Origin of the sequence: Arthrobacter sp. UKPF54-2 (genome assembly GCF_007858535.1) — a bacterium.
Taxonomy (GTDB): domain Bacteria; phylum Actinomycetota; class Actinomycetes; order Actinomycetales; family Micrococcaceae; genus Arthrobacter.
In genome coordinates, this window is the sequence record NZ_CP040174.1 from 87,323 (window position 1) to 108,220 (window position 20,898).

Here is a 20,898-nt window from a genome sequence, read left to right on the forward strand (position 1 = left end):
GGGGCGGCGCGGAGGGCGTCCGCGCCGCAATGCGCTACCGGGATAGTACCGGGTCTGGCGCCCGCACGGCGCGTTGCGCGCCGAAGGAGCGCCATGGTTTGGACCCTCCTTAGTCCAGGACCAGGCCCTTTCCGCTGCCGCGCTGCAGCTCCACGGGGTGGATTTCGCCGAAGCCGCGCACGTTTTCAGCGTCCCGGGGCAGCAGCACAAAGCGTTCGTCGTGCTCCAGGGCGGCGGCTGTCATGGAGTCGACCAGGACGGTGCCCGGATCGGCCAGCGCGGTGAGCCGGGCGGCCAGGTTGACGGTGGGGCCGTAGATGTCGCCCAGCCGGGAGAGGATGCGGCCCCAGACCATCGCGACGCGGGCCTGCGGCAGGATCTCGTCCTCGTTGAACGCCTGGGCGAGGGCGAGTGAGATTTCGGCGCCGGCGGCCGGGGTTTCGGCAATGTAGAGGACTTCGTCGCCCACCGTCTTTACCAGGCGTCCGCCGCCGACGGAGATGATTTCGGCGCACTTGTTTTCGAAGCGCTGCACCAGCTGGGCGAGCGTCTTTTCGTTCATCCGGCGGGACAGGCTGGTGTAGGAGACCAGGTCCGCGAAGCCCACGGCGCGCGCCAGCGGCAGCGGGGCGTCGTCCTCGTCCCCTTCGCGGCCCTCTTCGCTGGAGGCCAGGCCTGCTTCGGCCCGGACGGCGAGGCGCTGCACGCCGGCGTTGAGCTGGCGGCGCCAGGAGTAGACCAGCATTTCCTCGAGCGCGTCCACCAGGGAGGGCAGCTCGCCGACCAGCTGCTTGCGGGCGACGGCGTCGGTGACGCCCTGCTGGTGGACCATGTCTTCGACGAGGGCCTCGATCTGCCAGACCACCATCCGGTCCGTCATCTGGCCGATCGCGCGGGTGACGGAGATGGCGGCTTCCTCGGTGAGCTTGCCGGTGCGGACCAGGTCCACCACCGTGCTCAGTGCGGCCTGGTCCCGTTCGGTGAACGCGACGTCCTCGTCGCCCAGGTTGGGGAAGCCGAGGGCGCGCCAGAGTTTCCGGGCGGACAGCAGCGAGAGTCCGGCGCCGGCGGCCACCTCGCGGCGGCGCAGCTTGCGTTCGCCGCCGAGCAGCCGCTGCTCCAGCGCCTTGGTGGCGAGGCGTTCGGCGGACATGGTGCCGGGCCCCGGGGCGGAGTCGGGGGCGGCAGCAGCGTCGGTGGCTTCGACGGAGGCCGCGTCTGTGGCTGCGCCGGAGGCGTCGCCGGCAGTTGCTTCGGCCGCGGAGTCCAGCACGGCAACTTCGAGGGCGGAGACATCCACCACGGCGTCCGGGACGTCCGACGGCTCGTGGGCCAGGAGTCCGGTGTCGGGGTGCGCGTTCTCAGCGTTCATCTCTTCCACCTTCCCTCATGTTCCCCCGCCAGTCGCCGGTGCCGTGCATCGTGTCGTCGGCCTCAATCAGTTCATCCTCCGGAATGTCGTCAATCGCGTCGAGGATGAAGTTCCGGAACGTCATGACCTCGGGGACGTCCGGGACCACCATGCGTGCGGGGTACCCGGTGTCCAAGGATATATTCCCGGAGCGCAATGACCGTTGGAGCAGCGTCTGTTCCACCAACACATTACGGACTGCGGCGAGCGGAACCTGCGCCTCGCGCCGTCGCAGCATGCCGTAACGGGCAATCAGGCGTCGGCTGGTCAGGATGTAGCGGCTGGCGTGCCAGGTCACCACTTTGGGCAGGCAGGACGCCACCAGGACCCACGCCGCCAGCGCGAGGCTGGCCCCGATCAGCCACGGCGTCCAGGCCGGCGTGGCCAGCGGCACCAGTTTGGCCGGGCCGCCCTTCACGATCCAGGCGCAGGCGAAGGCGGTGAGGGCGCAGACCAGGATAAACAGCAGGGCCGGACCTATCAGCGTCCGGGGCTGGGGGCGGGTAATGACAATCACTTGCTCGCCCGGGACAAGCTCTTTACGCATAGCCGCTTTCGCCGCCGGCCTCGCCGGGAGGGGTCCAGGGGCGCAGGTGCACGACGTCGCCGGCGGTCACCACGTGTTCGTGCCCGCCGGCGTCGACCACCAGCAGGGAACCGTAGTCGTCCAGCCGGGTGGCATGGCCGATGATCTCGTGGTCGCCGGGCAGCTGGGCCCGGACCTGCTTGCCGAGCGTGGTCAGCACGTGCTCCACCCGCTTGTGCAGCGAGGGTCCGCCGGCCATTCCGGCGGCCGGGTCGCCGTCGGCGTTGCAGAAACTGCGGTACAGCGTGGCGAAACGGGACAGGTAGCTCTTGAGCAGCGCGGTCCGGTCCACCGTCATGGGCTGTTCCAGCAGCACCGAGGTGGCGGTGGGCACCGGGAGCTCGGCCGCGATGAGGGTGACGTTGAGGCCCGTGCCGAGGACCACCGGGGGCACGGCGCCGTCGCCCATCGGGCCCAGCTGCGCGAGGATGCCGGCGATCTTCTTGCCGCGGACCAGCACATCGTTGGGCCACTTGAGCTCGGCGGGGATCCCTGCCGTCTCCAGCAGGGCCTCCCGCAGTGCCAGGGCGGCCAGCAGCGAGAGCCACGAGTAGCTCTGGGTAGGCAGCGGACGGCCCTCGGCATTGACCGGACGGAGCACGATCGAGACGGACACGGAGCTGCGGGCAGGGGCCTCCCAGTGCCGGTCGAGGCGGCCGCGGGCGGCGCTCTGGTACTCGGCGGCGAGCACGGTGAGGTCCGGATACGCCCGCGGATCCACGCTCACGCCGTGCAGCAGGTCCGCGTTGGTGGAGCCGGTGGACTCCACCACGCTCAGCTGCGCGATGCCGTGGGCCGAGAGGAACGCGGCGTCGCCGAGGGCGCCCTGGTCCAGCGGTGGACGGTCCGGTGTCTCCTGAGCGGCTTCCATGCTTGAATCCTACCGAGTTACGGCTCCCCCGGCTCCGGCGCAGGCGGAGGCGGCCGGAAACTCAGAGGAAAATGTCAGGGACCAGCCGGTCCTCGGGCGCACCCAGGCTGTACGGCGCGAAGTCGGTGACGCCGGCCGCGGCGAGGACCTGCTCGTCGGTGTAGAAGTTCCCGCTCCAGCTGCCCGATTCGGGGACCGCGTTGCTGGCGGTCAGCACCGCGTGGGCCGCGTCGGCCATGATCTGCGGGCCGCGCGCGCCGCGGACGATCTGCTCGCCGCCGGGCATGTTGCGGATGGCCGCCGTGTCGATCAGGGTGCAGGGCCAGAGCGAGTTCACGCTGATGCCGTCCACCTTGAGCTCCTCGGCCAGGCCCAGGGTGGTCAGGCTCATGCCGTACTTGGCCATGGTGTAGGCCAGGTGCATCCCGGCCCACTTGGGATCCAGGTTCAGCGGCGGCGAGAGCGTCAGGATCTGCCCGGCGTCGGACTCGCGCAGCGCGGGCAGGGCGAGTTTGCTGAGCAGGAAGGTGCCGCGGACGTTGATGTCCTGCATCAGGTCGTAGCGCTTCATGTCCAGGGCGTCGGTCTTGGAGAGGTCGATCGCCGAGGCGTTGTTGATCACGATGTCGATCCCGCCGAAGCGTTCCACCGCGGCGGCCACGGCGCCGGCGACGTCGGCGTCCCTGCGCACGTCGCCCACCAGCGGCAGCGCCTGCCCCCCGGCCGCCTCGATCTGCTCGGCGGCGGAGTACACGGTGCCCTCGAGCTTGGCGTGCGGCTGGCCGGTCTTGGCCAGCAGCACGATGTTGGCGCCGTCTTGAGCGGCCCGGACGGCGATGGCCAGGCCGATCCCGCGGCTGCCGCCGGACATCAGGATGGTGCGGCCCTGAAGGGAACCCGAGGCCTGGTACGGGCTCTGCTGGTGCGGGGACGTGCCCGAAGCGTCGTTGCTTGAAGTCATAGGGACACCTTAGCGGATGTTACTCGCCAGTAACATCCCCTCTTGCGGCGCGGCCGCGACGCTCCCGCCCACGTGCGGGCGGTGAGGGTCGGAGCGAAAATTGTAGGTTTTCTACAGCGGCGTGGGCGAATACCGTCACTAGACTTGCCAGCACGGCCATGTTTTTGTGTGGAATCCACTTAAGCGCCACACGGGCCGGCGTCATTGCGCGAAGAACAGCAGAGAACAACAGAGCCGGAGACACTTGATGAGCCACGATCTGACCACGACCGCGGGGAAGATTGCCGATTTCCGCGACCGCCAGGCCCGTGCCGAGCAGCCCTCCGGCCCGGAAGCGATCGAGAAGCAGCACGCCCGCGGCAAGAACACCGCCCGCGAGCGCATCGACCTGCTGCTCGACGCCGGTTCCTTCGTCGAGTTCGACGCCCTTGCCGTGCACCGCTCCACCGCGTTCGGCATGGAGAAGAAAAAGCCGCTCGGCGACGGCCTGGTCTCCGGTTACGGCACCGTGGACGGCCGGCCCGTCGCCGTCTACAGCCAGGACTTCTCCGTCTACGGCGGCTCGCTGAGCCAGGTCAACGGCGAGAAGATCGTCAAGGTCCAGGAGTTCGCACTGCGCAACGGCTGCCCCGTGGTGGGCATCCTCGACGGCGGCGGCGCCCGGATCCAGGAAGGCGTCGCCTCGCTGGCCATGTTCGCCGACATCTTCCGCAACAACGTGCACGCCTCCGGGGTGGTCCCGCAGATCTCGCTCATCATGGGCCCCTCCGCCGGCGGCGCGGCCTACTCCCCCGCCCTGACCGACTACGTGGTCATGGTGGACAAGACCTCGCACATGTTCATCACCGGCCCGGACGTGATTAAGACCGTCACCGGCGAGGACGTGGACATGGAAACCCTCGGCGGGGCGCGCCAGCACAACGCCAACACCGGCACCTCCACGTATCTCGCCGCCGACGAGGCCGACGCCGTCGAGTTCGTCCGCGAACTGCTGGACTTCCTGCCGTCCAACAACCTCGCCGAGGCCCCGGTACTGCAGCACTCCCAGGAGCTGGAGCTCGACGACGACGACCTCGCCCTGGATGTGCTGATCCCGGATTCGGCCAACCAGCCCTACGACATGCGCAAGGTGATCGAGCAGATCGTCGACGACGCGCACTTCCTGGAGATGCAGTCGCTCTACGCGCCGAACGTCATCATCGGCTACGGCCGCGTCGAGGGCCACACCGTGGGCATCGTGGCGAACCAGCCGATGCAGTTCGCCGGAACCCTGGACATCGCTGCCTCGGAGAAGGCCGCCCGCTTCGTCCGGCACTGCGACGCGTTCAATATCCCCATCATCACGCTGGTGGACGTCCCGGGCTTCCTGCCGGGCAAGGACCAGGAGTTCCAGGGCATCATCCGCCGCGGCGCCAAGCTGCTCTACGCCTACGCCGAGGCCACCGTGCCGAAGCTGACCGTCATCACCCGCAAGGCCTACGGCGGAGCGTACATCGTGATGGGCTCCAAGAAGCTGGGTGCGGACCTGAACCTCGCCTGGCCCACCGCGCAGATCGGCGTCATGGGTGCCCAGGGCGCCGTCAACATCCTGTACCGCCGCGAGCTGGCGGCCGTGGCGGAGGCCGGCGGCGACGTCGAGGCCAAGCGCGCCGAGGTCATCCGGCAGTACGAGGAGGAGTTGCTCAACCCGTACCAGGCCGCCCAGCTCGGCTACGTGGACGCGGTGATCGCCCCGTCCGAGACCCGGGTCCAGATCATCAAGGGCCTGCGTGCGCTGCGGGACAAGCGGGCCAGCCTGCCCGCCAAGAAGCACGGGAACATCCCGCTGTGACGCCGGAGAAGGGCCCTGTTGACTCGGAAGCCACTCAGCCTGCGGAGCAGCCGCTGCTCGCCGTCGTCAAGGGCAAGCCGACGGCGGAGGAACTCGCGGCGCTGACCGCCGTCGTCCTTTCGCTCGGCAGCAGCGAGCCGGCCGCGCCGGAAAAACCGGGCGCCCGGCACTGGATCCGGCGGCAGCAGCTGCAGCTGGCACCGAAGCCCGGCCCGGGTTCGTGGAAACGCAGCCGCGGCTAGAAAAAGTTCAGTAACCCTTTCATAACTGGCCCGGCCCGGCTAGTCTCGTTCGGGTGACTACCGAAACAACTGAGAACACCACGCCCGACAGCCCGGGGGCGCGCCCGCAGACCGCGATCGACGCCGTCGCCGACGCCTTCACGGACACCCTGATCCGGCTCAACCCGAGTTTCGCCACCGAACTCGGCCTGCCCGGCCACGAAACCGAGTACCCGGACTTCTCCCCCGCCGGGCACGAGGAGTTCGCCGCCGCCGCGCGCGAGGCCCTCGCCGCGCTGGAGGGGCTGGAGCCCGCGGACGACGTCGACGCCGTCACCCTGGACGCCATGCGCGAACGCCTGGGCCTGCAACTGGAGATCCACGAGTCCGGCTGGGACCTGGCCGAGCTGAACAACATCGCCTCCCCGTCCCAGGAGATCCGCGCGATCTTCGACCTGATGCCGACCGACACGGCCGCGCAGTGGGATCACATCGCGGGCCGGGCGGACAACGTCGCGGACGCCCTGGACGGCTACATCGTGTCCCTGCGGACCGCCAAGGAAGCCGGCCGGGTGGCCGCTGCCAGGCAGGTGCGGATCGTGATCGAGCAGGCCACCAAGCACACCGCGGAGGACGGCTTCTTCGCGAAGCTGGCCGCCGAGGCGAAGACCGCCGAGGGCCCGCTGCCCGAGGACGTGCAGTCCAAGCTCGACGCCGGCGCTGCCGCCGCCCGCGCCGCCTACGCCCGGCTGGCCGGGTTCCTGGAAGCCGAACTGCTGCCGGCCGCCCCGGAGAAGGACGCCGTGGGCCGCGAGCGCTACGCGCTGGCCTCCCGCTCCTTCCTCGGCGCCACCGTGGACCTTGAGGAGACCTACGCCTGGGGCGTGCAGGAACTCGACCGGCTCATCGCCGAGCAGGAGCGGGTGGCCAACCAGATCCGCCCCGGCGCCACGATCGAAGAAGCCAAAGAGATCCTGAACAACGACCCGTCCCGCCAGCTCAAGGGCACCGATGCCCTCCGGGCCTGGATGCAGGAGCTCTCCGACAAGGCCGTGGCCGACCTCGCCGGCGTGCACTTCGACATCCCGGACGCCATGAAGACCCTCGAATGCAAGATTGCCCCCACCCAGGAGGGCGGGATCTACTACACCGGGCCGTCGGATGACTTCAGCCGTCCGGGCCGGATGTGGTGGTCCGTGCCGCCGGGAGAGGACACCTTCACCACCTGGGCCGAGACCACCACGGTCTACCACGAGGGTGTGCCAGGCCACCACCTGCAGGTCGCCACCGCCACCTACCGCCGCGAACTGCTGAACAAGTGGCGGCGCAATGTCTGCTGGACCTCCGGCCACGGCGAGGGCTGGGCACTGTACGCCGAGAAGCTCATGCAGGAACTGGGCTACCTGAAGGATCCGGGGGACCACATGGGCATGCTCGACATGCAGCGCATGCGGGCCGCCCGGGTGGTCTTCGACATCGGCGTCCATCTGGAGCTGCAGGTGCCCGAGCGTTGGGGGTCGGGCACCTGGACTCCGGACACGGGGTACGAGTTCCTCAAGCAGAACCTTGCCATCAGCGAGGGCCAGCTGAAGTTCGAGTTCACCCGCTACCTCGGCTGGCCGGGGCAGGCGCCGTCGTACAAGGTGGGGCAGCGGCTCTGGGAGCAGATCCGCGCCGAGCTCGAATCCCGCCCGGGCTTCGACCTGAAGGCGTTCCACACCAAGGCGCTGAACATGGGGTCCGTGGGGTTGGACACGCTGAAGCGGGCGCTCCTGGGGTAGGCCGGGCCTGTTGCAGCGGCACGGCCGCCTTCCTCCTGCAGCGGCACGGCCGCCTTCCTCCGCGTGCTCGCTCGTTCCTCGCTTAGACGCACGCTTCCGGAAGACTGCCGCGCCACTGCCCGCTCCCCCCGGCCTGCAAGCGAGACAATCGCCACACCGCGGGCTGGAATAACTTCATAAACGGGCAGTCTTTCGGCGCATTTGCGGGGTTTCTGCAGGCGCTGGCCAATTCGGGGTGCGTAATATTTCTCAACGTTCGTTCGTCGTGTTATGTGCGGCGGTCCTAGCGTGTTCGGGTGACCACTCAGACAAGCACCCCCGCAACCGCAGGAAAGCCCGGTTTCCAGCTGCCCAAATGGGCCGGCTCTTTTGGCTTCCAGATCATCGCCGCGCTGATCGTCGGCCTGGGCCTTGGCCTGCTCGCCAAGTACACCGGCAGCACCAAGACCAACCCGAACGCCCTCGGCGCCACCCTGCAGACCATCGGCTCGAGCTACGTCTCGCTGCTGCAGACCGCCGTCGTTCCCCTCATCTTCACCGCCGTCGTCAGCTCCATCTCCAACCTGCGCGCCGTTTCCAACGCGGCCCGGCTGGCCTGGAACACCCTGCTCTGGTTCGCGATCACCTCGCTGATCGCAGTGCTGATCGGCATCGGCCTGGGCGTGCTGCTGCAGCCGGGCGCCGGCACCGGCATCACCCAGCAGGCCAAGTACGCCGGCAAGTCCGGTGACTGGTGGGCCTTCCTGGTCGGCCTGTTCCCCAAGAACTTCCTGGGCCTCGGGGCGAGCACCACCATCACCGACGGCGTGGCCACCACCGCCGTGAGCTTCAACGTGCTGCAGATCCTCGTGATCGCGATCGCCGTCGGCATCGCCGCGCTCAAGGTGGGCAAGGCCGCCGAGCCGTTCCTGAACCTCAACGCCTCCGCCCTGGCCGTAATCCAGAAGGTTCTCTGGTGGATCATCCGGATCGCCCCGCTGGGCACCGTGGGCCTGATCGGCAACGCCGTGGCCGTCTACGGCTGGGACACCATCGGATCCCTCGGCAAGTTCACATTCGCCATCTACGTGGGCCTGGCGCTCGTGCTGTTCGTGGTCTACCCGGTCCTGGTCCGCACCCACGGCCTGTCCATCAAGCAGTATTTCTCCGGCGTGTGGCCGGCCGTGCAGCTGGCCTTCGTCTCCCGCTCCTCGGTGGGCACCCTGCCGCTGACCCAGCGCGTGACCGAGCGCTCCCTGGGCGTGCCCCGCGCCTACGCCTCCTTCGCCGTGCCGCTGGGCGCCACCACCAAGATGGACGGCTGCGCCGCGATCTACCCGGCCATCTCCGCCATCTTCGTGGCCCAGTTCTTCGGCATCCAGCTGGACTTCAGCCAGTACCTGCTGATCGCCCTGGTCTCCGTGCTGGGCTCCGCCGCGACCGCCGGCACCACCGGCGCCGTCGTGATGCTGACCCTGACGCTTTCCACGCTGGGACTGCCGCTGGCCGGCGTCGGGCTCCTGCTGGCGATCGACCCGATCCTGGACATGGGCCGCACCGCGGTCAACGTGGCCGGCCAGGCCCTGGTTCCCACCATCGTGGCCAAGCGCCAGGGCATCCTCGACGAGGCGCTCTACAACGCCCCGCGCAACGGTGACCCGTTCGCCGACGACGCCGTTGACGCTTCGGCCGACGCTTCCCTTGACGCCGACGCCGACGCCCCGGCTCCCGCCGGGCGCGAACTGGCGGACGCGAAGGCCTAAGCAACTGGCCTAAGGGCCCAGGCACTCGCCCTGGCGCCAAAGAAAAGAGCAGTCCCCGGGAATGTCCCGGGGACTGCTCTTTTGCCTGTGCCAGGCGGGGCTAGTGGCCGCCGCCGCCAATAACGCCCTTCTCCACGGCCTTGGTGACCGCGTCGGCCTCGGCCTGGGTCAGCGTCCCATCGCTGACGGCCTTGTCCAGCCTGGTCTTCAGCGCCGCGGCGTGCTCCGCCTGCTCGGCGGTGCGCAGCTCCTCGAGGGCCGCGGTGACCTTGGCCTCGTCGATGCCGAGCGACGCGGCCAGGGACTTGGCCAGCTCCGCCTCCATGGCGGCGCGGTCGGGCTTAGTGCCTTCAGCCGGCGGGGTGGTGGGCTTGTGGGCGTCCCGGAAAGCCTTCAGGGCCTCGGTGACCTTGGCTTCGTCCACTCCGAGCTTGGTGGCCAGCTCGGAGGCCCTCGCGCCGCCGAAGCCGCCGCGTTCCCCGCCGTGGCCGTGGCCGCCGCGCATGCCCATGCCGTCACCCGGCGTGGTGCTGCCGTCCGCCGGCGCGCTGGAGCTGGCGCTGGGGGCGGGGGTCGGCGTCGTGGTGGCGGAAGCCATCCCGGCCAGTCCGAGGCCGGCGCCCAGGGCGAGGGCCGTGGCCGAAACGCCGAGCGTGATTCTCTTGGTACGTGACATGTGATGTCTCCTGGATCTGCCGTGCGGTGACGGCTCCGTTCTGATGTTGCTGCGCTGTCTCTTTCAAGACGTGCCTTCAGTCTGCTCCGGCGGGCTCGGCTGGAGCTGTTCGGAACCTTTCATCTTGCTGTGAAAGATTCCGAGTCGGCTTTTCCGTTGCCACCGCCGGCAATATGGCTAGGCTCAGGACATGCTGATCGTCACCTCGAACGACATCCCCGGCCACCGGATCGACGCCGTCTTCGGCGAGGTCATGGGACTGACCGTCCGCGCGCGGGACATCGGGGGCCAGGTGGTGGCGGGGCTGCGGTCGCTGGCCGGCGGCGAGCTCCGCGAACTGACCCAGGTCCTCTACGAGAGCCGGCAGGAGGTGATGGCGCGGATGGTCGCCGAGGCCGCGCAGCGCGGCGCCAACGCGATCATCGCGATGCGGTTTGACACGGCGCACATGGCCAACAACTGGACCGAAATCTGCGCCTACGGCACGGCAGTGTTCGCGATTCCCCTTGGCGAGGGCGAGGCCGGCGCCACCGGCCAGTCCGTGCAGCTCGTGTCGCAGCCCGGTGGCGGCGCCGGCTCCAGCCCCAGCCCCAGCTTGTAAAGTTGCCCGGAGTGCAAACATGCACATAGTGTAAGCACATGCCCTCACCTGAACTTTCCGGGCCCGACGTCGGCGCCGCTGCCGGGGCCGCCGGTCCGTCCCGGCGCGAGCTCAACAAGGCGGCCACGCGCCAGGCCATCACCGAGGCGGCCCTCGGCCTGCTCCGTGCCAACGGCCCGGGCAACTTCACGGTGGAGAACATCGCCGACGCCGCCGGCATCTCCAGGCGCACCTTCTTCAACTACTTCTCCAGCACCGAGGCCGTCATTGCCTCGGTAACCCACGGCTTCCTGGACACGGCGCTGCAGCAGTTCCGGCTCCGCCCGGCCAACGAGCCGATCCTGGAATCCGCCCGCGCCGCGCTGGTTGAACTCGCGGACCCCATGACGGTGGCGCCGCTGGCCGAGCTCTACAGCCTGGGCCAGTCCAACCCGCAACTGAACCGCTCCGAGCTCGAAGCCTGGGACCACTGCACCGACGAGATCATCGACGCCGCCCGGGTGCGCTTCGCACAGCGCACCGGCGCCGAGGTGGACGAACTGTACCTGCGCGCCCTCGCCGGCTCGGTGATCTCGTGCGGCAAAGCGGCCATGGACGTCTGGTTCGCCCGCTGTGGGGGCTCCCTTTCCCCCGAATCGCTCTCCACCCTGCGCCAACTCCTGATCGACTCCATGAGCCTGCTCGGCTCCGGATTCTCCTCCCCGGCAGCCGCTCACGCCGCCACTCCCACCGCCGCCCCTTCCCCAGATCGGTTCTGATATGGCACTCCTGCTGTACCGCCTCGGCAAGTTCTCCTACCGCCACCGCTGGCGCGTCATCTCGCTGTGGCTGGCCGTCATGGTCGCCGTCGGCGGCGCCGCGGCTGCCTTCCACGGCACCCTGTCCAACAACTTCCAGATCCCGGGCACCGAAACCCAGCAGATGGCGGACAAGCTCAAGAAGGAGCTCCCGGCGTCCTCGGGCGGCTCGGCGAGCATCGTCTTCGAGGCCAACGATGCGCGGTTCAGCCAGGCCGGGCAGGACGCCGTTTCCGCCGCCCTCGCCAAGCTCAAGGCCATCCCCGACGTGCAGGGCACCGTTGATCCGTTCGCGACCCAGGCGCAGCTGGACAAGGCCGCCTCGGACCTCGCCGCCGGCGAGCAGCAGGCGGCCGCGGGCAAGGCCCAGCTGGCCAAGGCTGCCGCCGAGCTCGCCGCTGGCAAGGCCCAGCTGGCAGCTGCCGAACAGCAGATGACGGCGGCCGGGCTGCCGGCGGCCGCGATCGAGGCCCAGCTCGGCCAGCAGAAAGCCGCCCTCGCCGAAGGCCAGGCCAAGCTCGACGCCGGCACCAAGGACCTTGAGGCCGGCGACGCCAAGCTGGCCCTCGGCAAGCGCCAGCTGGAGGCCTCGCGGGGCCTGCGCTTCGTCTCCGAGGACGGCAAGGCCGCCATCGCCCAGGTCCAGTTCAAGACCTCCATCAACGGCCTGAAGCCCGAGGTGCGGCAGGAAGTCCAAGACATCGTCAAGCAAGTCTCCGCCGCTAACGTGACCGCGCTGCCCAGCAAGGAGATCAGCGAGGACATCTCGGAGATCTTCGGCACCGCCGAGATCATCGGCATCGCCGTCGCGGCCCTGGTCCTGGTGGTCATGCTCGGCACCCTGATCGCGGCGGGCCTTCCCCTGCTGATGGCGCTCGTCGGCGTGGCCGTCGGCGTCGGCGGGACCTTCGCGCTCAGCAGCGCCGTGGACATGAGCTCCATCTCCCCCATGCTCGCCCTGATGCTCGGCCTCGCCGTCGGGATCGACTACTCCCTGTTCATCGTCAACCGGCACCGCGGCCAGCTGCTCGCGGGGATGGACCCCGAGGAGTCGGTGGCGCTGGCCACCGGCACCTCCGGCAACGCCGTGCTCTTCGCCGGACTCACGGTGATCATCGCCCTCGCCGCCCTCGTGGTGCCGGGCCTGCCGTTCCTGGCCGTGATGGGCCTCTCGGCCGCCGCCACGGTGGCCGTCGCCCTCGTCGTTGCCCTGACACTGACGCCCGCCATCCTGTCCCTGGTGGGCCGCAGGCTCGTGTCCAAGCGGGCCTGGGCCAAGGCCGAGCGGCACAATGCGGCGCCGGACCACGCGAAGGAGGACCTGGCCAAGGACGAATACCGCAGCAGCCACGGCTGGGGCGGCGTTGTCACCAAGCACCCGTGGCTGGCGCTGCTGGCCGGTGTGGCGCTGCTGGGTGTGGTGGCGCTGCCCGCCAGCCAGCTCAGGCTCGCCCTGCCGGACGCCAGCTCCGAGCCGGTGGCCTCGCAGGCCTTCCAGGCCTACGACGTCACCAAGCGCAGCTTCGGCGAGGGCATGACCGGGCCGATCATCGTGGTCGGCGACCTGCCCGCGGGACTGAGCGACGCCGAGGCCAAAGCCAAGCAGTTCGACGTCGCGGACATCCTGCGCGGCACCAACAACGTGGCCGCCGCCGTGCCGCTGGCCCTGAGCGAGGACCGCCGCACCGCCGTCTTCCAGGTCCTCCCGAAGGAGGGCCCGGCCAGCGCCAGCACGGTCAAGGTGGTGGCCGAGCTGCGCGCCGAGAAGGACCGGATCAAGGACTCCACCGGGGTCGGCATCGGCCTCACCGGCCAGACCGCGGGCAACGTGGACGTGTCCACCAAGCTCGGTGACGCGCTGCCGCCGTACCTGGCAATCGTCGTGGGGCTCTCGCTGATCCTGCTGCTGCTGGTGTTCCGCTCGATCGTGGTGCCGCTGCTGGCGACCGGCGGTTTCCTGCTCTCGCTTGCGGCCGCGTTCGGCGGCGTCGTCGCGGTCTACCAGTGGGGCTGGCTGGGGACCGTGTTCGGCGTCGAGAACCCGGGCGCGGTGCTGAGCTTCCTGCCCATCATCCTGATCGGTGTGCTGTTCGGCCTCGCCATGGACTACCAGGTATTCATCGCCTCCGGCATGCGCGAGTCCTACATGCACGGCGAAACCGCCAGGCATGCGGTGCGCTCCGGTTTCAGCCACGCCGCCGCCGTGGTCACCGCCGCCGCGATCATCATGGTCAGCGTGTTCTCCGGGTTTATCTTCTCGCACCTGAACATGGTCCGGCCGCTGGGCTTCGCCATGGCCTTCGGGGTGCTGGTGGACGCGTTTGTGGTCCGGATGACGATTGTCCCGGCCGTGATGTACCTCCTCGGCAGCAAGGCCTGGTGGCTGCCGCGCTGGCTGGACCGGATCCTGCCGGACGTCGACGTCGAGGGCGCCAAGCTGCGCCAGCCAGCGGTTTCGACGGCGGACGCCGCCGCCGAGCCCGAGGCTGAGCCGGAGCAGGTCGGCGCGCGCTGACCGCAACCGGCTGAACCGACCCGCCTACTCGGACCGCCCTACGCGGACCCGATGCCCCGACGGTTCCCCTCCAGCCGCCCGCTGATCTTTCCGGATCGGCGGGCGGCTTTGTGGTGCCGGCAGGGCTATCCGTGGTGGACGCCGCCACTCAGGCCGCGAGCATAGGGACCTGACGGGTTCGTTTGAGGCTCTTGGCGCGGTGCCGGATTTTTCGCCGGTGGTGGCCTGCGTCGGTGGCGGGCCCGGCCTCGCTGGGCAGGGGCGGGCCGGTAGTCGGGGTCCCGGTGATAGGGGTGCCCGGCAGCGGTGGTGCCATCGACCGGTAACTGTGACCGGCAGGGGTTGTGGTTTCGATTGTGTGCCGGGGACCGGGCCGCGGTCTGACGCTCCAGCCCGGAGCTTCTTTGGTGTGGTTGCAGGCTTCGCAGAGCCCCGCACCGTTGCTCTGGTCCGTGGCGCCGCCGCTGTGCCACGCGACAATGTGGTCGAAGTGGCGTATGGGCGCGTCGCAGTAGGGAGTGCGACACGTCTCGTCCCGAGCGGTCAGGAAGCGGCGAAGTCCAGGCGGGAAGAGGCGCGCACGGGAGTCCAGCGCAATGAGCTCCCCGGCGCCAGGGGCCGTGTAGAGCCGTCGGAGCCAGAGCCTGAACGCGTGGTCTGTGCCGCCGCCCGTGTCGGGTGCTGGGCCGGCGCCGGTCCTGCCGCCGGAACCGGCCAGCAACTGCCGCGCCCAGCCGGCCGGGACGACCCCGTAGCCAGGGAGGCGGGCCGCTTCGCCGTCGCCCTGGAAAAGGGTGCGGTCGGTCATCACGAGCTGGATCTCAATCCCGCTGATCCCGCCAGGCGTGCCGGTGGTACGTTCGACGAGGGCGTCGGCCATGAGCTGCCCGCGGGTTCTTGGGTCTCCGGCGTTGCGGGCCGAATCGGCGTGCCGGCTGAGGGCTGCGTAGACGGCCACGCCCGCGGCAACGGGAAGCAGGGCCGTCAAGTAGCACATGGTGTCGGGGGCCACGCGGAGACTAACGTGTCGCTCCGTGGCGGCGTGGCTGGCTCGCTGCGTGACCGTGCGCGGATCCCGGCGGTACGCCGCGGCCCGGGCGGCGGCGATGATGCGGCGGTCTCCGGCGCCGTCGAACGTCCCAGTGTCGGGCGCGAGTTCCTCGTCGACGGCGGCCCGCTCCTCCGCGGACAGACACGCGGTTTCCCTCACGAGCAAAGTGGCGCGCCATTCGTTGAGCTGCCCGGTCTCCAGCGCGGCGAGGGTGTGGGGCATTTCGGTGACAAGAGCCTTCGCCAAACCCAGGAGCCGTGAGCCTTTGGCCGGGGATTCCCGCCGCGCCAGGGCGATCTCCGCCCCGACCCCGGCCCCAATCTGGTCCGCAGGCAAGCCAATAGCGGCTTGTTCGCGCCGCCGCGCCAGGTCCAGCGCCACTGCCAGGCGCGCCTGCCGGGCCGCAATCGCCGACTTCCGGTCCTCGAGCGCCCGGAGCTCATCGACGATCGCCGCCGCGTCTCCCACCTCCGGGTCCGCACCGAATGATTCCTCGAAAAGCCTCGGATTGCCTTCCATGCACCAAGTCAATCGGAGGGGTACGACATTTTTAACGTCCCGCCCTGCCGTCGAGCCGAGACGCCCCGCAACGCACCCGGAAGCCCCCAACCCCACCAAACCCGCCACACTGTCACCCCGAGGAACTACGCTGGTTCCGTGACCCGCCTGATCCTCGCCTCCCAGTCCCCCGCCCGCACCAAGCTGCTCAGCAACGCCGGCATCGCCCACGAGGTCCTCGTCTCCGACGTCGATGAGGACGCCGTGCAGGCCCGCTACGGCGTGACCGACCCGCACGACACCGCCCTGCTGCTTGCCCGCGCCAAGGCCGAGGCCGTCGCCTCGCTGCCGGAGGCCGAGGGCGCCCTGGTGATCGGCTGCGACTCGGTCTTCGAGTTCGACGGCGAGGCCCACGGCAAGCCCTACACCGCCGAGGTCGCCAAGGAGCGGATGCTCCGGATGAGCGGCGGCATGGGCGTGCTGCACACCGGCCACTGGCTGGTCGACTGCCGGGACACCGACGCCGGCCCGAACAGCGACGGCGGCACCGGCGCGACGCTCGGCTCCGTGAACTCCGCGGAGGTGCACTTCCTGGAGATGAGCGAGGACGAAATCGACAGCTACATCGCCACCGGCGAACCGCTGCAGTGCGCCGGCTCCTTCACGATCGACGGCTACGGCGGGGCGTTCATCCGCAAGGTCGACGGCGACCCGCACACCGTCGTCGGGCTCTCCATCTCCACCCTGCGGGCCCTCCTGGGCCAGGCCAAGGTGGGCGTGACGGAGCTCTGGACCGGTGGCGCCGCCGACCCGGCGGACATTCGCGCCGAGTGAGCCATTTCGCACCCCCTTGTAGGAACCCCACAAAGGATCGGCCGTTTACGCGCGGGATCCGCAAGTAATCTCGGCGGAACCCACAAAACCGCGCTAGGCTCCCTGAAGGAAAGAAGGAGACGCCTTGTCAGCAAATTCGGAGCAGTCCGCAACGCCCGTGCCCGCCACCACCACGCCGGGCACCCGCCCCCTGAGCAAGGTGCTGATCGCCAACCGCGGCGAAATCGCGGTGCGCATCATCCGCGCGGCCCGCGATGAAGGCATCGCCTCCGTGGCCGTGTACGCGGATCCGGACCGCGACGCCCTGCACGTCAAGCTCGCCGATGAGGCCTACGCCCTGGGCGGCAAAACCGCCGCCGAGTCCTACCTCGTGATGGACAAGCTGATCGAGGTGGCCCAGCGCGCCGGCGCCGACGCCGTCCACCCCGGCTACGGCTTCCTCGCCGAAAACGCCGAGTTTGCCGCCAAGGTGATCGCCGCCGGGATCACCTGGATCGGGCCCTCCCCCGAGGCCATCTCCGCCCTCGGCGACAAGGTCCAGGCCCGCCACATCGCCGAGAAGGTCGGCGCCCCGCAGGTTCCCGGCACCGCAGACCCGGTCGAATCCGCCGAGGAAATCCTCGAATTCGTCGACAAGTTCGGCCTCCCGGTCGCCATCAAGGCAGCCTTCGGCGGCGGCGGACGCGGCATCAAGGTGGCCCGCAGCCGGGAGGAAATCCCCGAACTCTTCGAATCCGCCGTGCGCGAGGCCACCGCCGCCTTCGGCCGCGGCGAATGCTTCATCGAACGCTTCCTCGACGCCCCTCGCCACGTCGAGACCCAGTGCCTCGCCGACGCGCACGGCAACGTCGTCGTCGTCTCCACCCGCGACTGCTCGCTGCAGCGCCGCAACCAGAAGCTGGTCGAGGAAGCCCCGGCCCCGTTCCTCACCGAGGAACAGAACCGGCGGCTTTACGAATCGTCCAAAGCCATCCTGAAGGAGGCCGGCTACCTCGGCGCCGGCACCTGCGAGTTCCTCGTCGGCCAGGACGGCACCATCTCCTTCCTCGAGGTCAACACCCGCCTGCAGGTGGAGCACTGCGTCTCCGAGGAAGTCACCGGCATCGACCTGGTCCGCGAGCAGTTCCGGCTGGCCCGCGGCGAGGAGCTCGGCTACGGCGACCCGGAAGTCCGCGGCCACTCGATCGAATTCCGCATCACCGGTGAAGACCCGGGCCGGAACTTCATGCCCGCTCCCGGGACCATCACCGGCCTCAAGAACCCCACCGGCCCCGGCGTGCGGATCGACTCCGGCGTCGAACAGGGCGACGTGATCAGCGGCAACTTCGACTCGATGCTCTCCAAGCTGATCGTCACCGGCGCCACCCGCAGCCAGGCGCTGCAGCGCTCCCGCCGTGCCCTTGAAGAGATGGTGGTGGAGGGCATCCCCACCGTCATCCCCTTCGACCTCGCCGTGGTCACCAACCCCGACTTCGCCCCCGCCGAAGGCCCGTTCAAGGTCCACACGCGCTGGATCGAGACCTCCTTCGTCAACAACATCCCCGCCTGGACGCCGTCCGGCGCCGGGGCCGAGGCGCCCGACGCCGGCGACCGCCAGCGCGTCGTCGTCGAGGTCGGCGGCAAACGGCTCGAAGTAGTGCTGCCGACGTCGCTGGGCACCGTCTCCGGCGGTGGTGGCGCCAAGCCGGCGAAGACCAAGAAGCGCTCCCGCAGCGCCAGCGCGGCGGCTCCGGCCGGCGGCAACGCCCTGACCTCCCCCATGCAGGGCACCATCGTGAAGGTGGCCGTGGCCGAGGGCGAACGGGTGGCCGAGGGCGACCTTGTGGTGGTGCTCGAGGCCATGAAGATGGAACAGCCGCTCACCGCGCACCGCGCCGGCATCGTCATCGGTCTTTCCGCATCGGCCGGCGAGACCGTCTCCGCGGGCGCGGTCATCGCGATGATCGAGGACGGCGAGGCGGCCGAATAGCGGCAGCGGGCGGCGGGAGGCAGACTTAGTACGTGAAGCCCTTCCTGCTGCTCGCCTCCCGCGCCGAGGACGCCGCCGCCGACGACGAATATCTCGCCTACCTGCGCTACACCGGGCTGGTGGAGGCCCAGCTGCACCGGATCCGGATGGAGGCCGCGCCGCTGCCCCGGCTGGCGCTCAGCGACTACTCGGGCGTCATTGTGGGCGGAAGCCCCTTCACCTCGAGCGATCCCGCGGAGCACAAGAGCGAGGTCCAGCACCGGGTGGAGCGCGAGCTGTTTGCCCTGCTGGACAGGATCGTGGCCGAGGACTTCCCGTTCCTGGGCGCCTGTTACGGCGTCGGCACCCTCGGCCTGCACCAGGGCGCCGTGATCGACCGGACCTACGGCGAGGGGCTCGGCGGCGTCACCGTGAGGCAGACCAATGCCGGGAAGCTGGACCCGCTCCTGCGCGGGCTGCCGGAGCGGTTCACGGCGTTCGTGGGCCATAAGGAGGCGTGCACCGTGCTGCCGAGCGGGGCGGTGCTGCTGGCCAGCTCCGAGACCTGCCCCGTGCAGATGTTCCGGATCCGGACCAACCTCTATGCCACCCAGTTCCACCCCGAGCTCGACGTCGAGGGCCTGACCACCCGGATCGACATCTACCGCCATGCCGGCTACTTCCCGCCCGACTCGGCCGAGGAACTGATGGCCCAGGCCCGGCAGCATAATGTCACCGAACCGATGGCCATCCTGCGGAACTTCGTGGAGCGCTACGCGCGGTAACGCGACCCCATTCCACGACGCTCCCGCAGATCCGGCCGCCCCTTCCACGACGCTCCCGCAGATCCGGGAACGGCCTTGGGTGCGGGAGCGTTCACCCCACACCCACCAGACCTGCGGGGGCGTCGGAACATCACCGACCAGACGTGCGGGAGCGTCTGAACACGGAAATGCCCGGCGTGTTCACCGAACACACCGGGCATCTCAACCAGTAACCGGGCTGGAGCGTCAGGCGACGTTGTTCTCGTATTCCAGGTCGCGGGTTTCCTTGCTGACATACAGGGCGATCAGGGTCAGCACGGCCATCGAGGTGAGGTACACGCCCACCAGGATCGGGCTGCCCTTCGCCATTTCCCACAGCCAGACGGCGATGAACGGTGCCACCGCCGCGCCCAGGATGGACGAGACGTTGTAGCTGACGGCCGAGCCGGTGTACCGGACGTTGGTCGGGAACAGTTCGGGCAGGAGCGCGCCCATCGGACCGAAGGTCAGGCCCATCAGCGAGAAGCCGATGATCAGCAGGGCCATGGTGCCGATGAAGCCGCCGCTGAACAGCGGGACGAACAGCAGGCCGAAGACGAAGATGCCGGCCGTGACAGCCATCAGCATCTTGCGGCGGCCGTACTTTTCAGCCAGCGGGCCGGAGACCAGGGTGAAGATTCCGAAGAACACGACGCCGGCAATCAGCATCCAGAGGAAGTCGTTGCGGGTGTAGCCCAGGCCCGGAACGAATGCGGCGGCTGCCGCCTCGGTCATCGGCTTGCCGGCCTTCTCGGCGGCGGCCTTGGCGGCGTCCAGGCTGGAGGCGCGGGTGCCGTAGGTCAGCGTGAACGTGGTCATCAGGTAGAAGAGCACGTAGGTGGCGAGCATGATGAAGGTGCCCAGGATCAGCTGGCGCCAGCTGGTCTTGAAGACGCGGCCCAGGGGCAGCTTGGCGACCTCATTGGACTCGATGACCTTGGTGAAGGCCGGGGTTTCGATCAGCTTGAGGCGGACGTACAGGCCGATGATGACCATCACGGCGCTGAGCAGGAACGGCACACGCCAGCCCCAGTCGGCGAAGGCCTGCGGCGAGAGGGCGTAGCTGAAGACCAGGAAGATCACGTTGGCGATGATGAAGCCGATGGGTGCGCCCAACTGCGGGAAGGTGCCGTAGATGGCGCGCTTGTTGGCCGGGGCGTTCTCGGTGGCCAGCAGGGCCGCGCCGCTCCATTCGCCGCCGAGGGCCAGGCCCTGGGCGAAGCGCATAACGACCAGCAGGGCCGGGGCCCAGAACTCCCAGCCCGGGACCAAAGCGGTGGGGAGGCAGCCGATCAGGAAGGTCGCGATGCCCATGGTGAGCAGCGACGCCACGAGGGTGCCCTTGCGGCCGAACTTGTCACCGAAGTGGCCGAAGACGATCGAGCCGAGCGGGCGGGCGATGAATGCGACGCCGAAGACGGCGAAGGAGCTCAGCAGCTGGGTGGTCTCGTTCTGGCCCGGGAAGAAGAGCTTCGGGAAGACCAGGACGGCGGCCGTGGCGTAGACGTAGAAGTCGTAGAACTCAACGGTGGTGCCGATCAGGCTGGCGACGATCACGCGGCCGCGCGAGTTCACCTGCTTGGCAGAGCCCTGCTCCGCTGAAGTGGCGGTGGATGACATGTAGTGACGCTTTCATGAAGACCGGGCCGCCCTGCGGAGAGGCGTCCGGCTGAGGAATGGATATACGTCCGATAATAGTTCCCCGCGTCCAGCCAATGGACAAATGTTCCATTATTTGGACACCCCGTGTCGTCCGCAGTACGCGCTCCGC

At 69.2% G+C, this 20,898-nt stretch carries 17 protein-coding genes; 10 read left to right on the top strand and 7 right to left on the bottom strand.

From position 1 onward, the window contains the following. Positions 1-109: 109 nt before the first annotated feature. The 4 genes from E7Y32_RS00410 to E7Y32_RS00425 all read right to left on the bottom strand — a co-directional run bounded on the left by E7Y32_RS00410 (position 110) and on the right by E7Y32_RS00425 (position 3,829). Positions 110-1,372, bottom strand: coding sequence for an adenylate/guanylate cyclase domain-containing protein (locus E7Y32_RS00410; RefSeq protein ID WP_146335316.1), 1,263 nt, complete (start codon positions 1,370-1,372; stop codon positions 110-112). Next, complete coding sequence (locus E7Y32_RS00415) at positions 1,362-1,958, bottom strand: PH domain-containing protein (protein ID WP_146335317.1); 597 nt, start codon at positions 1,956-1,958, stop codon at positions 1,362-1,364. The genes E7Y32_RS00410 and E7Y32_RS00415 overlap by 11 nt, the downstream gene beginning before the upstream one ends. Further along, positions 1,951-2,868 (bottom strand): biotin--[acetyl-CoA-carboxylase] ligase, encoded by a 918-nt coding sequence (locus E7Y32_RS00420; RefSeq protein WP_146335318.1) that lies wholly within the window; start codon positions 2,866-2,868, stop codon positions 1,951-1,953. Before E7Y32_RS00420 ends, E7Y32_RS00415 begins: the two co-directional genes overlap by 8 nt. 61 nt (positions 2,869-2,929) lie before the next feature. After that, entirely contained in the window at positions 2,930-3,829 is a 900-nt protein-coding gene (locus E7Y32_RS00425) for an NAD(P)-dependent oxidoreductase (protein WP_146335319.1), read from the bottom strand. A 247-nt stretch (positions 3,830-4,076) separates the two neighbouring features. On the opposite strand from E7Y32_RS00425, the gene E7Y32_RS00430 reads away from it, so the two are divergent. The 4 genes from E7Y32_RS00430 (at position 4,077) to E7Y32_RS00445 (ending at position 9,404) form a co-directional block, all read left to right on the top strand. Next, complete coding sequence (locus E7Y32_RS00430; RefSeq protein WP_146335320.1) at positions 4,077-5,660, top strand: acyl-CoA carboxylase subunit beta; 1,584 nt, start codon at positions 4,077-4,079, stop codon at positions 5,658-5,660. Further along, on the top strand, positions 5,657-5,902 hold the full coding sequence (locus E7Y32_RS00435; RefSeq protein WP_146335321.1) for an acyl-CoA carboxylase subunit epsilon: 246 nt from the start codon (positions 5,657-5,659) through the stop codon (positions 5,900-5,902). Before E7Y32_RS00430 ends, E7Y32_RS00435 begins: the two co-directional genes overlap by 4 nt. A gap of 53 nt (positions 5,903-5,955) precedes the next feature. Continuing rightward, positions 5,956-7,662, top strand: a complete 1,707-nt coding sequence (locus E7Y32_RS00440) for a DUF885 domain-containing protein (RefSeq protein WP_146335322.1) — start codon at positions 5,956-5,958, stop codon at positions 7,660-7,662. A gap of 296 nt (positions 7,663-7,958) precedes the next feature. Further along, positions 7,959-9,404 (top strand): dicarboxylate/amino acid:cation symporter, encoded by a 1,446-nt coding sequence (locus tag E7Y32_RS00445; protein ID WP_146335323.1) that lies wholly within the window; start codon positions 7,959-7,961, stop codon positions 9,402-9,404. 100 nt (positions 9,405-9,504) lie between these two features. Here the strand turns inward: E7Y32_RS00445 and E7Y32_RS00450 are convergent, their stop codons facing one another. Next, entirely contained in the window at positions 9,505-10,080 is a 576-nt protein-coding gene (locus tag E7Y32_RS00450; RefSeq protein ID WP_146335324.1) for a hypothetical protein, read from the bottom strand. A 190-nt stretch (positions 10,081-10,270) separates the two neighbouring features. On the opposite strand from E7Y32_RS00450, the gene E7Y32_RS00455 reads away from it, so the two are divergent. The 3 genes from E7Y32_RS00455 to E7Y32_RS00465 are packed head-to-tail and all read left to right on the top strand — an operon-like array spanning position 10,271 to position 13,993. Then, a complete protein-coding gene (locus tag E7Y32_RS00455; RefSeq protein WP_146335325.1) occupies positions 10,271-10,681 on the top strand; it encodes a YbjQ family protein in 411 nt (136 codons plus the stop codon). A gap of 38 nt (positions 10,682-10,719) precedes the next feature. Continuing rightward, on the top strand, positions 10,720-11,439 hold the full coding sequence (locus E7Y32_RS00460) for a TetR/AcrR family transcriptional regulator (protein WP_146335326.1): 720 nt from the start codon (positions 10,720-10,722) through the stop codon (positions 11,437-11,439). Position 11,440: 1 nt separating this feature from the next. Next, a complete protein-coding gene (locus E7Y32_RS00465; RefSeq protein WP_146335327.1) occupies positions 11,441-13,993 on the top strand; it encodes an MMPL family transporter in 2,553 nt (850 codons plus the stop codon). A gap of 148 nt (positions 13,994-14,141) precedes the next feature. Here the strand turns inward: E7Y32_RS00465 and E7Y32_RS00470 are convergent, their stop codons facing one another. Then, entirely contained in the window at positions 14,142-15,563 is a 1,422-nt protein-coding gene (locus tag E7Y32_RS00470) for an HNH endonuclease signature motif containing protein (protein WP_146335328.1), read from the bottom strand. Between the two features lie 138 nt (positions 15,564-15,701). Here E7Y32_RS00470 and E7Y32_RS00475 point away from each other — a divergent pair, with 138 nt between their 5' ends. From E7Y32_RS00475 to E7Y32_RS00485, 3 genes are all read left to right on the top strand, one after another. Next, a complete protein-coding gene (locus E7Y32_RS00475) occupies positions 15,702-16,376 on the top strand; it encodes a nucleoside triphosphate pyrophosphatase (protein ID WP_146335329.1) in 675 nt (224 codons plus the stop codon). Positions 16,377-16,500: 124 nt separating this feature from the next. After that, on the top strand, positions 16,501-18,345 hold the full coding sequence (locus tag E7Y32_RS00480; RefSeq protein WP_395940431.1) for an acetyl/propionyl/methylcrotonyl-CoA carboxylase subunit alpha: 1,845 nt from the start codon (positions 16,501-16,503) through the stop codon (positions 18,343-18,345). Positions 18,346-18,377: 32 nt separating this feature from the next. After that, entirely contained in the window at positions 18,378-19,109 is a 732-nt protein-coding gene (locus E7Y32_RS00485) for a glutamine amidotransferase (protein WP_146335330.1), read from the top strand. 225 nt (positions 19,110-19,334) lie between these two features. Here E7Y32_RS00485 and E7Y32_RS00490 read toward each other — a convergent pair whose 3' ends face one another. Beyond that, a complete protein-coding gene (locus tag E7Y32_RS00490) occupies positions 19,335-20,747 on the bottom strand; it encodes an MFS transporter (protein WP_146335331.1) in 1,413 nt (470 codons plus the stop codon). Between the last annotated feature and the right edge of the window lie 151 nt (positions 20,748-20,898).

Coding starts and splice junctions, on each gene's coding strand:
- E7Y32_RS00425 (WP_146335319.1), bottom strand. CDS start 3,829: ATGACTTCAAGCAACGACGCTTCGGGCACGTCCCCGCACCAGCAGAGC.
- E7Y32_RS00430 (WP_146335320.1), top strand. CDS start 4,077: ATGAGCCACGATCTGACCACGACCGCGGGGAAGATTGCCGATTTCCGC.
- E7Y32_RS00460 (WP_146335326.1), top strand. CDS start 10,720: ATGCCCTCACCTGAACTTTCCGGGCCCGACGTCGGCGCCGCTGCCGGG.
- E7Y32_RS00410 (WP_146335316.1), bottom strand. CDS start 1,372: ATGAACGCTGAGAACGCGCACCCCGACACCGGACTCCTGGCCCACGAG.
- E7Y32_RS00455 (WP_146335325.1), top strand. CDS start 10,271: ATGCTGATCGTCACCTCGAACGACATCCCCGGCCACCGGATCGACGCC.
- E7Y32_RS00415 (WP_146335317.1), bottom strand. CDS start 1,958: ATGCGTAAAGAGCTTGTCCCGGGCGAGCAAGTGATTGTCATTACCCGC.
- E7Y32_RS00490 (WP_146335331.1), bottom strand. CDS start 20,747: ATGTCATCCACCGCCACTTCAGCGGAGCAGGGCTCTGCCAAGCAGGTG.
- E7Y32_RS00470 (WP_146335328.1), bottom strand. CDS start 15,563: ATGGAAGGCAATCCGAGGCTTTTCGAGGAATCATTCGGTGCGGACCCG.
- E7Y32_RS00420 (WP_146335318.1), bottom strand. CDS start 2,868: ATGGAAGCCGCTCAGGAGACACCGGACCGTCCACCGCTGGACCAGGGC.
- E7Y32_RS00450 (WP_146335324.1), bottom strand. CDS start 10,080: ATGTCACGTACCAAGAGAATCACGCTCGGCGTTTCGGCCACGGCCCTC.
- E7Y32_RS00465 (WP_146335327.1), top strand. CDS start 11,441: ATGGCACTCCTGCTGTACCGCCTCGGCAAGTTCTCCTACCGCCACCGC.